This window comes from Bradyrhizobium sp. T-1 (assembly GCF_053592855.1).
The window spans coordinates 5,760,519-5,773,727 of sequence record NZ_CM132115.1; the positions used below are offsets into that span (position 1 = coordinate 5,760,519).

General features: G+C 64.6%; 12 protein-coding genes. 9 read left to right on the plus strand and 3 right to left on the minus strand.

Features of this window, described 5'->3' with window-relative positions; all coding sequences use genetic code 11:
- Positions 1-780: a class II aldolase/adducin family protein gene (locus ACWAT4_RS27795; protein ID WP_212300359.1), complete on the plus strand. Its 780-nt coding sequence runs from the start codon at positions 1-3 to the stop codon at positions 778-780.
- Positions 781-1,047: 267 nt separating this feature from the next.
- Here the strand turns inward: ACWAT4_RS27795 and ACWAT4_RS27800 are convergent, their stop codons facing one another.
- The 3 genes from ACWAT4_RS27800 to ACWAT4_RS27810 all read right to left on the minus strand — a co-directional run bounded on the left by ACWAT4_RS27800 (position 1,048) and on the right by ACWAT4_RS27810 (position 5,568).
- A complete protein-coding gene (locus tag ACWAT4_RS27800) occupies positions 1,048-2,442 on the minus strand; it encodes a M20/M25/M40 family metallo-hydrolase (RefSeq protein ID WP_449728584.1) in 1,395 nt (464 codons plus the stop codon).
- A 25-nt stretch (positions 2,443-2,467) separates the two neighbouring features.
- A complete protein-coding gene (locus ACWAT4_RS27805; RefSeq protein ID WP_212300357.1) occupies positions 2,468-3,817 on the minus strand; it encodes a glycosyltransferase family 87 protein in 1,350 nt (449 codons plus the stop codon).
- A 128-nt stretch (positions 3,818-3,945) separates the two neighbouring features.
- Positions 3,946-5,568 carry a helicase HerA-like domain-containing protein gene (locus ACWAT4_RS27810; RefSeq protein WP_449731273.1) on the minus strand — a complete coding sequence of 541 codons (1,623 nt, stop codon included), beginning with the start codon at positions 5,566-5,568 and terminating at the stop codon, positions 3,946-3,948.
- 345 nt (positions 5,569-5,913) lie between these two features.
- Here ACWAT4_RS27810 and ACWAT4_RS27815 point away from each other — a divergent pair, with 345 nt between their 5' ends.
- From ACWAT4_RS27815 to scpA, 8 genes are all read left to right on the plus strand, one after another.
- The gene (locus ACWAT4_RS27815; protein ID WP_212300708.1) at positions 5,914-6,279 is read left to right on the plus strand and encodes a DUF2267 domain-containing protein; all 366 of its coding nucleotides are present in this window, start codon (positions 5,914-5,916) and stop codon (positions 6,277-6,279) included.
- Positions 6,280-6,303: 24 nt separating this feature from the next.
- Entirely contained in the window at positions 6,304-6,711 is a 408-nt protein-coding gene (locus ACWAT4_RS27820) for a DUF4332 domain-containing protein (RefSeq protein ID WP_449728585.1), read from the plus strand.
- 181 nt (positions 6,712-6,892) lie between these two features.
- The gene (folP, locus tag ACWAT4_RS27825) at positions 6,893-7,753 is read left to right on the plus strand and encodes a dihydropteroate synthase (RefSeq protein ID WP_449728586.1); all 861 of its coding nucleotides are present in this window, start codon (positions 6,893-6,895) and stop codon (positions 7,751-7,753) included.
- Positions 7,750-8,118 carry a dihydroneopterin aldolase gene (gene folB / locus ACWAT4_RS27830; protein ID WP_212300354.1) on the plus strand — a complete coding sequence of 123 codons (369 nt, stop codon included), beginning with the start codon at positions 7,750-7,752 and terminating at the stop codon, positions 8,116-8,118. The genes folP and folB overlap by 4 nt, the downstream gene beginning before the upstream one ends.
- Position 8,119: 1 nt before the next feature.
- A complete protein-coding gene (folK, locus tag ACWAT4_RS27835; protein ID WP_212300353.1) occupies positions 8,120-8,611 on the plus strand; it encodes a 2-amino-4-hydroxy-6-hydroxymethyldihydropteridine diphosphokinase in 492 nt (163 codons plus the stop codon).
- Between the two features lie 80 nt (positions 8,612-8,691).
- Entirely contained in the window at positions 8,692-10,566 is a 1,875-nt protein-coding gene (locus ACWAT4_RS27840) for a methylmalonyl-CoA mutase subunit beta (RefSeq protein WP_212300352.1), read from the plus strand.
- Positions 10,563-11,027, plus strand: coding sequence for a GFA family protein (locus tag ACWAT4_RS27845; protein WP_212300351.1), 465 nt, complete (start codon positions 10,563-10,565; stop codon positions 11,025-11,027). The genes ACWAT4_RS27840 and ACWAT4_RS27845 overlap by 4 nt, the downstream gene beginning before the upstream one ends.
- A gap of 23 nt (positions 11,028-11,050) precedes the next feature.
- Complete coding sequence (gene scpA, locus ACWAT4_RS27850) at positions 11,051-13,207, plus strand: methylmalonyl-CoA mutase (RefSeq protein WP_212300350.1); 2,157 nt, start codon at positions 11,051-11,053, stop codon at positions 13,205-13,207.
- The last annotated feature ends 2 nt before the right edge of the window (positions 13,208-13,209 follow it).

The window sequence follows — 13,209 nt, forward strand, 5'->3', positions numbered from 1 at the left end:
ATGTCACCAGCGGAAGCGCGCCTGAAGGAAGTGCCGTCTGATATGACGGAGGCCGAGTGGCAGCAACGGATCAATCTCGCCGCCTGCTATCGCCTCGTCTCGCTGTATGGCTGGGACGATCTGGTCGACACCCACATTTCCGCGCGCGTGCCCGGCCCCGACCATCACTTCCTGATCAATCCCTACGGGCTGATGTTCGACGAGATTACGGCCTCGAGCCTGGTCAAGGTCGATCTGCACGGCAACCAGCTCAGCGAGAGCGAGTACAGCATCAATCCGGCAGGCTTCACCATCCATTCGGCGATCCACGAGGTGCGCGAGGACGCAATCTGCGTGCTGCACCTCCACACGCTGGACGGCACCGCGGTGTCGAGCAGCGCCGAAGGCCTGCTGCCGCTGAACCAGACCGCGCAGCTCGTCACCCATGACCTCGCCTATCACGACTATGAAGGCATCGCGCTCGATCACGACGAGCGGCCGCGGCTGCAGAAGGACCTCGGCGATCACAACCACATGCTCCTGCGCAACCACGGCACACTGACCGTCGGCCGCTCGGTCGCCTCCGCTTTCGAGCGCATGTACCACCTCGAGCGCGCCTGCTCGATGCAGGTGCGCACCCGTGCGCTGGGCACGCCGGTCTATCCGGTCGAGGAGATCGCGATCGAGAAGAACACCGAGCTGCTCGCCAACCGCGACCGCGCCGAGCTGCGTTCCACCACTCTCGTGTGGCCGCCGCTGCTGCGCAAGCTCGACCGCGAGCTCCCGGGCTACCGCTCTTGAGATTTCGCGGATTTGGTGTAGGTTAGTTGTCACCTACCTCTACATGTTTTGGAATGAAACGCCGCCCAATTCCGGGCGGCGTTTTTATTTTGGGCCCCGCCGTCATTGCGAGGAGCCCGCGACAAAATTGCGAAGCAATTTTGCGCTGGTGCGACGAAGCAAGCCAGACTGTTTCCTCGGATGGATTCTGAATTGCTTCCGCCTTCGCCGAAGGCTTCGGCGGACAAGTCGCTTCGCTCGCAATGACGAGGATAGAGTTTCCGTGCGCTACTTCACGTCCGCCAACGCCGCGAGAATCCGGGCCCAGGAGCGGATGCCTTTCTGGAAGCTGCGCAGATCGTACTTCTCGTTCGGCGAGTGGATGTTGTCATCGTCGAGGCCGAAGCCGACCAGCAGCGAGTCAAGCCCAAGCGCGCGCTTGAAATCGGCAACGATCGGGATCGAGGCGCCGGAACCCATGAGCACGGTCTCCTTGCCCCATTCCTCGGTCAGCGCTTGCCTCGCCGCCGCGAGCGGCTTCATGCTCCAGTCGAGCGCGACGGCCGGCGCGGCGGAATGGTCGCCGAACTCGACCTTGCAGTCGCCCGGAATCCGGGCAGTCACGTAGTCGCGGAACGCCTTGCGGATCTTCAGGGGGTCCTGCCCCTGGACAAGGCGGAACGAGACTTTTGCCGAGGCATGCGAAGGGATCACCGTCTTGGAGCCTTCGCCGATATAGCCGCCCCAGATGCCGTTGACGTCGCAGGTCGGGCGCGTGGAGGCCTGCTCGACCATCAGCCGCCCCTTCTCGCCGGCCGGGATCGACAGGCCGACCGGCTTAAGGAACGACTCCGGCGTGAAGTTGAGCTTCTTCCACTGTTCCAGAATGTCCGGCGGCGTATCCTTTACGCCGTCATAGAAGCCGGGAATGGTGATACGGTTGTCGTCGTCGAACAATCCGCCGAGAATCTTGGTCAGCAGCCGGATCGGGTTCATCGCCGTGCCGCCGAACACGCCGGAATGCAGATCGCGGCTCGCGGCGGTGATCTTCACCTCTTCATACAGCAGGCCGCGCAGCGCCGTGGTGATCGCCGGCGTCTCCGGATCCCACATGCCGGTGTCGCAGACAAGCACGTAGTCGGCCTTGAACTCGTCCTTGTTGGCCTCGACGAACGGCACGAAGTTCTTGGAGCCGACCTCCTCCTCGCCTTCGATCAGGAATGTGACGTCGATCGGCAGCGAGCCCGTGACTTTCTTCCAGGCGCGGCAGGCTTCAACGAAGGTCATCACCTGACCCTTGTCATCCTCGGCGCCGCGCGCAACGATGATCTTGCGGCCGTCGGCATGATCGGCCACGACCGGCTCGAACGGCGGACGGTGCCAGAGCTCGAGCGGATCGACCGGCTGCACGTCGTAATGGCCGTAGAAGATCACATGCGGCCGTCCGCCCGATTTGACCTTGCCGACGACGGCAGGATGGCCGGCGGTCGACCTCACCTCGGTCGCGACGCCGAGGCTCGCGATGTCCTTGGCCAGATGCTCGGCCGCCGCCCTGCAATCCGCGGCAAAAGCCGGATCAGCGGAGATCGACTTGATCCGCAGCAGCGAGAACAGGCGCTCGAGGCTGTTGTCGAAGTCCTTGTCGATGTGGTCGAGCACGGATTGAAGCTGCGCGTTGGCCATGGTCGGATGTCCCACTTTTCAAGTCTCAAGATGGTTGTGGTTTTAGCCCCGCCGCGGCGTCCGAGCTAGCCGCAGCCGGCGGATGCCGGATGTGCCAGGCAAGCACAACTGCGAGGATCGCCGTCGCCAGGAGGTTGTTGCCCCAAGCCTGGACGGCGAGGGGAATCGGCGGCAGCGACAACAGCATGAGAATGCCGGCGGCGCCAAGCGCGAGCCCGGTTCCCAGCCGCACCTTCGGCCGCGCATCGAACGCCGTCCGATGTATCAGCACCGTCAGCGGCAGGAACAGCCACATGAAGTAATATTGTCGCGCCAGCGGCGAGGCGACCGTCATCAGGCAGAACAGGATGCCGAGTTCCTCGGCGTCGGATCGCGCCGTCCTTTTCCGTTGTGACGGTATGACCGCGATGAAGCCGAGCCCGAGCAATGCCGATACCGCGAGCACGATCCAGTTCGCCGTCTTGTAGTCGACGTCGATGACATTCATCGTGCGCGCCGGCTTGCGGGGATCGTCCAGATTGTAGTTGATCGGCCGGACCAGCCGGTGCGTTACCGCGATGATGGACTGGTTGACCCACGACCAGTTCTGCTCGTCGCGCTGTCCAAAACCCTTTTCCGAGCTCGAGCCGACCATGCCCTGGTACCAGGTGCTGAGCTCGGCCGCGTTGCGCTCGAAGCCGCGGATCGGCGCCGGCACGAGATAGAGCAGGACGCCAATGAAAGCGAGCATGCTGACGACGGCGGCCCACTGCCTCCGCCAAACCAGATAAGGCAGCACCGCGATCGGAAACACCTTAATGGCGGTGGCGAGCGCGAACATGAAGCCCGCGAACCAGGATCGCCGATGCTGAAGGCTCCAGAAGCCGTACAGCATCATCGCCAGCAGAACGAGGTTCGGCTGACCGAGATCGAACATGTCGAACACGAAGGAGACGGTGACGACCGCCGGCAGCGCCTCGAGCCACGGGCCCGGCTCGCGACCCGAGCCAGTCATGGCATTGGAAAGGATGCTCGTGTACCACCATGCGACCCCATTGAGGATCGACAGCACGATGTAGAGCGGGATCTTGCCGAACCAGCTCGGGATCGCCAGCAGGATCGCCGGCAGCGGCGGGTAGATGAACTCGAACGGGTGATCCATCGCGCTGGGATAGAGCGCGCCGCCATGCAGCACCTGCTGCCCGGCCCAGTACCACAGCGCATAGTCCTTGGTCTTGCCACGGCCGAAGATCTCCGGGCCGAGGACATCCGCGGTCAGGATCAGGCAGCAAAACAAGAAGAGCAGGTCGAGCGGCGCACGCAGCGAGAGAGTTCGGAGTGCGCCGGCTTTGTCGGTTGGATTCGGTGGTGTCACATGATGTCCAGTCGGAAACATATAGCACGTAGCAGACCGACGGACGCTTGGAGAGTCCCCCTCACCCGAATTTGTACCTGGCAAAAATGACGCTTCCGGCATCAGCGGGGCGGCGCTACCGACCACTGGCCTGCGGCCGGTCGTTCTGCCTACCTTCGCAGCAATCCGCCGAGCGCGCCGCGGACAAGCGCGCGGCCGACCGAGCCGCCGAGCTGGCCGCCGACCGATTTGCCGAGATCGGCCACGACGCCGCCGACTACCTTGTCGGTGACCGTGCGCGTGACGTCGCGCGCGATGCGCTGTCCTGTCGTCAGCCGGTTTCGTCCGGTATTGGTGCCGAAGATGGTGCCGACGATCGAGCCGATCTGGCCAAGGACGCCGCCACCGCTTGTCCCGACCTGGCCGTCGGCCGGCGCCGCAGTGCCGGCGATGCGCTTCTGCAGGATCTCATAGGCGGATTCGGAATCGATCGCGGTGTCGTATTTGCCCTTCACCGGGCTCGCATCCATGATCGCCTTGCGCTCCTCCGGCGTGATCGGCCCGATGCGGGCCGATGGCGGCCGGATCAGCACCCGCTCGACCATCGCCGGTGTGCCGTTGCCTTCGAGGAACGACACCAGCGCCTCGCCCTTGCCGAGCTCCATGATCACCTTGGCGGTGTCGAGCTTCGGGTTCGGCCGGAAGGTCTGGGCCGCAGCGGCGACCGCCTTCTGGTCGCGCGGGGTGAAGGCGCGCAACGCGTGCTGCACCCGGTTGCCCATCTGCCCGAGCACACGGTCGGGCACATCGATCGGATTTTGCGTGACGAAATAGACGCCGATGCCCTTGGAGCGGATCAGACGGACCACCTGCTCGATCTTGTCCATCAGCGCCTTCGGCGCGTCGTTGAACAACAGATGCGCCTCGTCGAAGAAGAACACCAGCTTGGGCTTGGGCAGGTCGCCGGCCTCGGGCAATTCCTCGAACAGCTCTGACAGCATCCACAGCAGGAATGTCGCGTAGAGCCGCGGGCTCTGCATCAGCTTGTCGGCGACCAGGATGTTGACCATGCCGCGCCCATCGCGGTCGGTCTTCATGAAATCCTTCAAGGTCAATGCCGGCTCGCCGAAGAATTTAGTGCCGCCCTGGTTTTCCAGCACCAGGAGCTGGCGCTGGATGGTGCCGACCGTGGCCTTGGTGACGTTGCCAAAACCCTGGGCTGCTTTGCGGATCGGCGCAAGCGGATCCTCCCCGGCGTCCGGCCCCTTCTTGCCACTGTCGGGGACGATGGCGTCGAGCAACGCCCGTAGGTCCTTCATGTCGATCAACGTCAGGCCGTTGTCGTCGGCAACGCGGAACGCGACGTTGAGCACGCCCTCCTGCACATCGTTGAGGTCGAGCATGCGCGCCAGCAGCAGAGGCCCCATCTCCGTGACCGTGGCCCGCACCGGATGGCCTTGCTCGCCGAACACATCCCAGAACACCGTCGAGAACTGGTCGGGCTGGAACGTCAGTCCCATCTCGGTCGCGCGCTTGACGATGAAATCCTTTGCCTCACCGACCTCGGAGATGCCGGAGAGATCGCCCTTGATGTCGGCGGCGAACACCGGAACACCGGCCCGCGCAAATCCTTCCGCCATCACTTGCAGCGTAACCGTCTTGCCTGTCCCGGTCGCTCCCGTGACGAGGCCGTGGCGATTGGCGAGCGCCAGCGTCAGCCAGGCCTGCTCGTCTCCCTTGCCGACGAAGATCTTGTCGTCGGTATCGCCGAGCTTGTTGTCCTGCGCCGTCATCATTCTCTCTATCGTTCGTTTCGCGTATTGAAAGCTCGAGCCTGCCAGTTCCGCAGTTTAGCGCATGTCGCAAGCCGAATGAAACCGTTCAAGGCGCCGGCGACATGCGACATTGTCGGAGACTACGCGCGCGGCATGCGCCAAAAGTCGGAAGCGTACATTCGCACCGCGGCAATTATTCATGAATTTCTTCTCCGCTCTTGCATCGCTGCAACACTTTTCGCGCCTTCGGGAATGAATCGGAACGTTGCGTGCGTTCATCGCTTGTATTTCACATCACACCGGCTCAAGATCATTTTTCGAAATAATACTCCGGCGTGCAAACCGGCTGAGGGGCGGGTCAACATGGACGAGCTGATCGGGCGGCTGGCGACAAGCGCCAGCATAGATAGTGCTGTCGCTGAAAAGACCGTCGGCATTATCCTGGGATTCCTCCGCAGTGAAGGTCCGTCCGACAGCGTGCAGGCCCTGATCGACCAGATCCCGGGCGCAGAAGGGGCGATCGAAGCATCCAAGAGCGGCGGCGGGCTGTCGCGACTGATGGGCGGCGGCCTGATGGCCGTCGGCACGCGCCTGATGGGCCTGGGGCTCGGCATGTCCGAGATCCAGAACGTGGCCCGTGAACTTTTTCGCTACGGCCGAGACAAAATCGGAGCGGATCAGATGGGCAAGATCATCGCGGGGACGCCGGGCCTCAGCCAGTTCGCCTGAGCGACGCTTTTCATACCGAGTATCATGACATATCCGATCTCTGAGATTGAGGGCCTGCCCGCCTTTGCCGCCAACAAGTTGAAGGCGCAGAGAATCCGCACGACCGACGCGCTGCTCGAGGCGGCCTCGACCGTGAAGGGCCGCAAGGCGCTCTCCGCCAAGACCGGCATCAGCGAGCAGCTGCTGCTGGAGTGGGCCAACGTCTCCGACTACATGCGCATTCCCGGCATGGGCCGGGCCAAGGTCGGCCTGGTCCGCGCCGCCGGCGTGACCACGGTGCGCGAGCTTGCCTATCGGAATCCGGCAAGACTGACGCAGAGCATGCGCGAAGCGAACGACCGCAAGAAGCTCGTCCGCATCCTCCCTTCCGAGAAGTCGGTCGGCGACATCATCGCCAAGGCCAAGAAGCTGCCGCCGAAGATTACGTATTAGGTTTCTGTCTCGGCAAACGCCCTGCCGCGTTAGCTCTCGGTGTCATACCCCGCGAAGGCGTATCCAGTACTCAGCGGCTCCTCCGCAGGCATGGTCTCGGAGTCCTGGATTGCCCGCCTTCGCGGGCAATGACAGGAAGGTGGTCTTGACTCCCCCTCCCCGACCGCGCAAAGCCACGGCCATGAATGCCTCGCCCTCCCCATCCGTCCCGCCGGCCGGCTCGGCCGGGCTAGATGCGCTGCGGAGGCTGCTGGAACGGCCTCTGCCGGCGGTGATGGGCGTGCTGAACGTGACGCCGGACTCCTTTTCCGATGGCGGCGATTTCATTGCACCGGACCAGGCGCTTGCGCGGGCGCGGGCGATGATTGCTGATGGCGTCGACATCATCGATATCGGCGCCGAATCCACCCGGCCCTACAAGGGCGCCCGGCCGGTGACAGCGGCGGACGAACTGGCCCGGCTGAAGCCGGTGCTGGCTGATATCGTCGCGCTCGGCGTGCCCGTTTCGATCGACAGCATGAAGGCGGAGGTCGTGGCCTACGCGCTCGACCAGGGCGCGGCGATCGCCAACGACGTCTGGGGATTGCAACGCGATGCCGGCATGGCGCCGCTGGTGGCCGCGCGAGGCGTTCCCGTCATCGTCATGCACAACCGCGACAGCGTCGATTCCGCCATCGACATCGTCGCGGACATGAAGGCATTCTTCCTGCGCTCGCTGGACATCGCCGCAAAGGCCGGCATCGCACGCGAAAAAATCGTGCTGGATCCGGGCATCGGCTTCGGCAAGACCGCCGAGCAGAGCATGATCGCGCTGGCGCGACTGCGCGAGCTCGACATGTTCGGCCTGCCGGTCCTGGTCGGCGCCTCGCGCAAGCGTTTCATCGCCTCGGTGTCACCGTCGGAGCCGAAAGAGCGGCTCGCCGGCTCGATCGCCGCGCATCTGATCGCCACCCAGAAGGGGGCAAAGATCATCCGGACCCATGACGTCGCCGAGACCTTGCAGGCCCTGCGGGTCGCCAACGCAATCGAGAGCAAGCAATGACGGATACGATCTTCGTTACCGGCCTGTCGATCCATGCACGCCATGGCGTGATGGATCACGAAACCCAAGTCGGCCAGCGCTTCGTGATCGATCTCGAGCTCTACACCGATCTGTCGGAGCCCTCGCGCAGCGACCGCCTCGTCGATACCGTCTCCTATGCCGATGTGGTGGCGACCACGACGGCGGCGTTCAAGAACACCAATTACAAGCTCTTGGAGCGCGCGGCGGGCGCCGTTGCCGACGCCATCCTGTCGCACTTCCCGCGCATCCGCGCCGTCAAGATCACCGTGCACAAGCCGCACGCGCCGATCGCCGCGATCTTCGACGATGTCGGCATCATGCTGACGCGCTCGCGGCATCCTTGACATGGCGAGCGTGCTGATCGCACTCGGCGGCAATGTCGGCGACGTCCGCGCGACATTCGCCAAGGCGATCGCCTGCATCTGCGGCATGGCGCAAGCGGCGGTGATCGCGCGTTCGTCCGACTATGCGACGCCGCCCTGGGGTGACGAGGATCAGGATCCCTTCATCAACGCCTGTGTCGAGATCGAGACCGACCTCGATCCGCACGCACTATTGTTCGTGATGCAGAAAGTCGAGCGGAAATTCGGCCGCACACGCGACAAAACGAGGCGCTGGGGCCCACGCACGCTCGATCTCGACATGATCGCCTATGACGATTTGTCGTTTCAGAAGCCCGACCTGACCTTGCCGCATCCGCGCCTGTTCGAGCGAGCTTTCGTGCTGGTGCCGCTGGCCGAAATCGCGCCGGATCGCGTGATATCAGGCATTCGTGTGCGCGACGGCCTCGCCAGCGTCTCGACGCAAGGCATTGAGCGGCTTCCGGATACCGGTTAACCAAAAACAACCGTTTGCAGGGGCGGTCCGCCGTGGCAATTTCGCCTGCGAATAACAAGCGTTTGGGAGTCCTTGGCCGTATGACCTCCGTGACTGACGATCTGCCGCTGGCGGCCGATTTTCCCAAGGCGACGGACGCGGACTGGCGCAAGCTGGTCGACGGCGTGCTGAAGGGCGCCCCGTTCGAGAAGCTGGTCGGCAAGACCTATGACGGCATCAAGATCGAGCCACTCTATCCGCGCGCCAAGGGTGCTGCGCCGGTGGTGGGACGGACCGCAGCCGCGCCCTGGCAGATCATGCAGCGGATCGACCATCCCGATGCAGCCATGGCGAATGCGCAGGCGCTGCAGGATCTGGAGAACGGGGCCACGGGCCTTGAGATCGAATTCGCGGGGGGGCCTGGCGCGCGCGGCTTCGGTGTCGTCGACGCCGAGCCGGCGACGCTGGCACGGCTGTTCGATGGTGTGTTCCTCGAGGCCGGTGTCGCAGTCTCGCTCAACCCAGTGGCCGGCCGGCAGGATGCCGGCACGCTGTTCGCCGATATGGTCGAGGCCAAAAAGCTCGATCCCGCCAAGATCGACGTGCGCTTCAACTACCAGGCCCTAAGCACGTTCGCCGTGCGCGGCGCCGCGCTCGCGCCATGGTCGGAGTACGAAGCGCCCTTCGCGCGCATCGTGTCGGGCTTGATCGGACGCGGCTTCAAAGGTTCGTTCGTGCTCGCCGACGGCCGGCCCGTGCACGATGCCGGCGGTTCCGAGGCCCAGGAGCTCGCGTTCGCGCTGTCGCTCGGCGTGGCTTACTTGCGCATGCTCGAGCGCGGCGGCATCGATCTCGACGTCGCGCGACAAGCAGTTTCATTCCGTCTCTGCGCCGACGCCGATCAATTCCTGACCATGGCCAAGTTCCGCGCGTTGCGGCAGCTCTGGGCCCGCGTCGAGCAGGCCTGCGGCCTCGCGCCTCGGCCGGCTTTCATCGCCGCGGAAACCGCCTGGCGCATGCTGACGCAGCGCGACCCTTACGTGAACATGCTGCGCGCGACGATCGCGACCTTCGCAGCGGGCCTCGCCGGCGCCAATGCGATCACCGTGCTGCCGCACACGCTGGCGCGCGGACTGCCCGATCCCTTTGCACGGCGCGTGGCGCGCAACACGCAAGCCCTGCTGCTGGAAGAAAGCAACCTCGCCAAGGTCAGCGATCCCGCGGCGGGATCCGGCGGCATCGAGACGTTGACGGCGCAGCTCTCCGATGCGGCCTGGGCGCTGTTCCAGGAGGCTGAAAAGGCCGGCGGCGCCTTCGCCGCGCTTCAACAGGGCCTGTTCCAAAGCAAGGTCGCGGCAACGCGCAAGGCGCGCGAGGCCAACATCGCAAAGCGCCGCGACGTGCTGACCGGCGCCAGCGAGTTTCCCAATCTGCACGAGGCCGATGCCACCGTGCTCGACGTGAAGCCGGTCGCGCTGCCGCCCGCGGCCGAGCCGAAATGCAAGTTCGAGGCGCTGGCACCGATGCGCCTCGCCGCGCCGTTCGAGGCGTTGCGCGATACATCCGATGCGGCGTTGAAGGCGCGCGGCAAACGGCCGAGCGTGTTCCTGGCCAATCTCGGCACGCCTGCGGACTTCACCGCGCGTGCGACCTTTGCAAAAAGCTTCTTCGAGGCCGGCGGCATCGAGGCCATCGACAGCGAGGGTTTTGACGATCCCGCCAAGCTCGCTGCCGCCTTCAGGGCTTCCGGTGCAGCTCTCGCCTGCCTTTGTTCCAGCGACAAGGTCTATGCGGAACACGCTGAGACCGCAGCCAAGGCCCTGCAAACCACGGGCGCGCGACTTATCTATCTGGCAGGCCGTCCCGCCGAGGCCGAGGCGGCCCAGCGCACGGCCGGTGTCACTGGCTTTGTTTTTGCCGGCAGCGACGCTCTTGCAACGTTGCAAGACACCTATTTGCGGATGGAGCCGGCATGACCGAAACCAGCAAACCCGTTCTCACCGGCGGCTGCCAATGCGGCGCGGTGCGCTTTGCAATCTCGGCGACACCGAACCGGATTTCGATCTGCCACTGCCGCATGTGCCAGAAGGCGAGCGGGGCGCCGTTCGCATCGTTCGCCGACGTCAACCGCACCGATTTCGCCTGGACCAAGGGACAACCGTCGTTCTTCCGCTCGTCCTCGATCGCCGATCGCGGCTATTGCGCGGCCTGCGGCACGCCGCTGAGTTTTGGCCGCATCGATGGTGACCGGATCGAGATCATGACCGGCGCCTTCGATCGCCCCGACCGGCTGGTGCCGACGCGGCAGTACGGAACCGAATCCCGTCTCGGCTGGGTGGTCGGCATCTCCAACCTGCCGAGCCAGACCACGCAACAGAATTACGGGCCGGAGAAGATGGCGACCATCGTCAGCCATCAGCATCCGGATCACGATTGAGCGTCCATGATATGGTTGAAGCCATGAGCCGCATTCCAAACTTTGCCGACGTCGCCTTCGAGCGAACCGCAACCGCCGCGCCGTCGGGCAGCGCCGAGCCCTGGCTGACGCCCGAGGGCATTCCGGTGAAGCCCGCTTATGGCGAGGCCGATGTGGCCGGGCTCGATTTCCTCGAGACCTATCCGGGCATCGCGCCGTTCCTGCGCGGCCCCTACCCGACCATGTATGTCAACCAGCCCTGGACCGTCAGGCAATATGCCGGCTTCTCCACGGCGGAGGATTCCAACGCGTTCTACCGCCGCAACCTCGCGGCGGGACAGAAGGGCCTTTCGGTCGCCTTCGACCTCGCCACCCATCGCGGCTATGACAGCGATCATCCGCGCGTCGGCGGCGACGTCGGCATGGCGGGCGTCGCCATCGATTCCATCTACGACATGCGCACGCTGTTTGCGGGTATTCCCCTCGACCAGATGAGCGTATCCATGACCATGAACGGCGCGGTGCTGCCGATCCTCGCGCTCTATGTCGCAGCGGCCGAGGAGCAAGGCGTTCCGCCGGAGAAGCTCTCAGGCACCATTCAGAACGACATTCTGAAAGAGTTCATGGTGCGCAACACCTATATCTATCCGCCTGCGCCCTCGATGCGGATCATCTCGGACATCTTCGCCTACACGTCGCAAAAGATGCCGAAATATAATTCGATCTCGATCTCCGGCTATCACATGCAGGAGGCCGGCGCGACGCAGGATCTCGAGCTTGCCTATACGCTCGCCGACGGCGTCGAATACTTGCGCGCCGGCCTTGCCGCAGGCCTCGACGTCGACCGCTTCGCGCCGCGCCTGTCGTTCTTCTGGGCGATCGGCATGAACTTCTTCATGGAGGTCGCCAAGCTGCGCGCCGCGCGGCTGCTCTGGGCGAAGCTGTTGAAGCCCTTCAATCCGAAAGACCCGCGCTCGCTGTCGCTGCGCACGCATTCTCAGACCTCGGGCTGGTCGCTGACCGCGCAGGACGTGTTCAACAACGTGATGCGCACCACCGTCGAGGCAATGGCGGCGACGCAAGGCCACACCCAGTCGCTGCACACCAACGCGCTCGACGAGGCCCTGGCGCTACCGACCGATTTTTCGGCGCGCATTGCCCGCAACACCCAGCTGTTCCTGCAACAGGAGAGCGGCACCACCCGCATCATCGATCCCTGGGGCGGCTCCTATTACGTCGAGCGGCTTACGCGCGACCTCGCCGCGAAGGCGTGGGGCCACATCCAGGAGGTCGAGGAACTCGGCGGCATGGCGAAAGCCATCGAAGCCGGCGTACCCAAGCTGCGCATCGAGGAGGCCTCGGCCAAGACGCAGGCCCGCATCGATGCCGGCAAGCAGGCGGTGATCGGCGTCAACAAATACAAGCCGGCCGACGAGGTTCCGATCGAGATCTTGAAGGTCGACAACACCAATGTGCGCCGGCTGCAGATCGACAAGCTGACGCGGCTCAAATCCGAGCGCAATCAGAAGGACGTCGACGCCGCGCTCGCCGCGCTGACGCGCTCGGCCGGCGAAGGCAACGGCAATCTGCTCGCGCTCGCGATCGACGCCGCGCGCGCCAAGGCGACCGTCGGCGAGATTTCGGACGCGATGGAAAAGGTGTTCGGCCGCCACCGCGCCGAGATCAAGTCCATCACCGGCGTCTACAAGCGGGAGGCGTCCAGCATGGGCAACCAGGTCGAGAAGGTGCAGGCGTTGGTCGACGCCTTTGAGGAAGCCGAGGGCCGTCGCCCGCGCATCCTGGTCGCCAAGATCGGCCAGGATGGCCACGACCGCGGCCAGAAGGTGATTGCGTCTGCCTTCGCCGATATCGGCTTCGACGTCGACATCGGGCCGCTGTTTGCCACCGCCGACGAGGCGGCGCGACAGGCGGTCGAGAACGACGTCCACATTCTCGGCGTCTCCTCGCTCGCCGCCGCGCATCTCACCGCCGTGCCGGAGCTGAAGGCCGCACTGAAGAAGCAGGGCCGCGAGGACATCATGATCATCGTCGGCGGCGTGGTGCCGCCGCAGGATTACGATGCGCTCTATGCGGCCGGCGCCGAGGCGATCTTCCCGCCCGGCACGGTGATCGCGGACGCCGCCGAGGAGCTGATCCGCAAGCTGAATGCCCGGCTTGGGCACAGCGAGGCGGCGGAGTAATT

Bases quoted from the DNA above. Each gene is read 5' to 3' on its own strand.
- ACWAT4_RS27815 (WP_212300708.1), top strand. From the start codon at position 5,914: ATGGACGAGCTGATCGGGCGGCTGGCGACAAGCGCCAGCATAGATAGT.
- ACWAT4_RS27845 (WP_212300351.1), top strand. From the start codon at position 10,563: ATGACCGAAACCAGCAAACCCGTTCTCACCGGCGGCTGCCAATGCGGC.
- ACWAT4_RS27810 (WP_449731273.1), bottom strand. From the start codon at position 5,568: ATGACGGCGCAGGACAACAAGCTCGGCGATACCGACGACAAGATCTTC.
- ACWAT4_RS27805 (WP_212300357.1), bottom strand. From the start codon at position 3,817: ATGTTTCCGACTGGACATCATGTGACACCACCGAATCCAACCGACAAA.
- folB (WP_212300354.1), top strand. From the start codon at position 7,750: ATGACGGATACGATCTTCGTTACCGGCCTGTCGATCCATGCACGCCAT.
- ACWAT4_RS27795 (WP_212300359.1), top strand. From the start codon at position 1: ATGTCACCAGCGGAAGCGCGCCTGAAGGAAGTGCCGTCTGATATGACG.
- ACWAT4_RS27840 (WP_212300352.1), top strand. From the start codon at position 8,692: ATGACCTCCGTGACTGACGATCTGCCGCTGGCGGCCGATTTTCCCAAG.
- folP (WP_449728586.1), top strand. From the start codon at position 6,893: ATGAATGCCTCGCCCTCCCCATCCGTCCCGCCGGCCGGCTCGGCCGGG.
- ACWAT4_RS27800 (WP_449728584.1), bottom strand. From the start codon at position 2,442: ATGGCCAACGCGCAGCTTCAATCCGTGCTCGACCACATCGACAAGGAC.
- folK (WP_212300353.1), top strand. From the start codon at position 8,120: ATGGCGAGCGTGCTGATCGCACTCGGCGGCAATGTCGGCGACGTCCGC.
- scpA (WP_212300350.1), top strand. From the start codon at position 11,051: ATGAGCCGCATTCCAAACTTTGCCGACGTCGCCTTCGAGCGAACCGCA.
- ACWAT4_RS27820 (WP_449728585.1), top strand. From the start codon at position 6,304: ATGACATATCCGATCTCTGAGATTGAGGGCCTGCCCGCCTTTGCCGCC.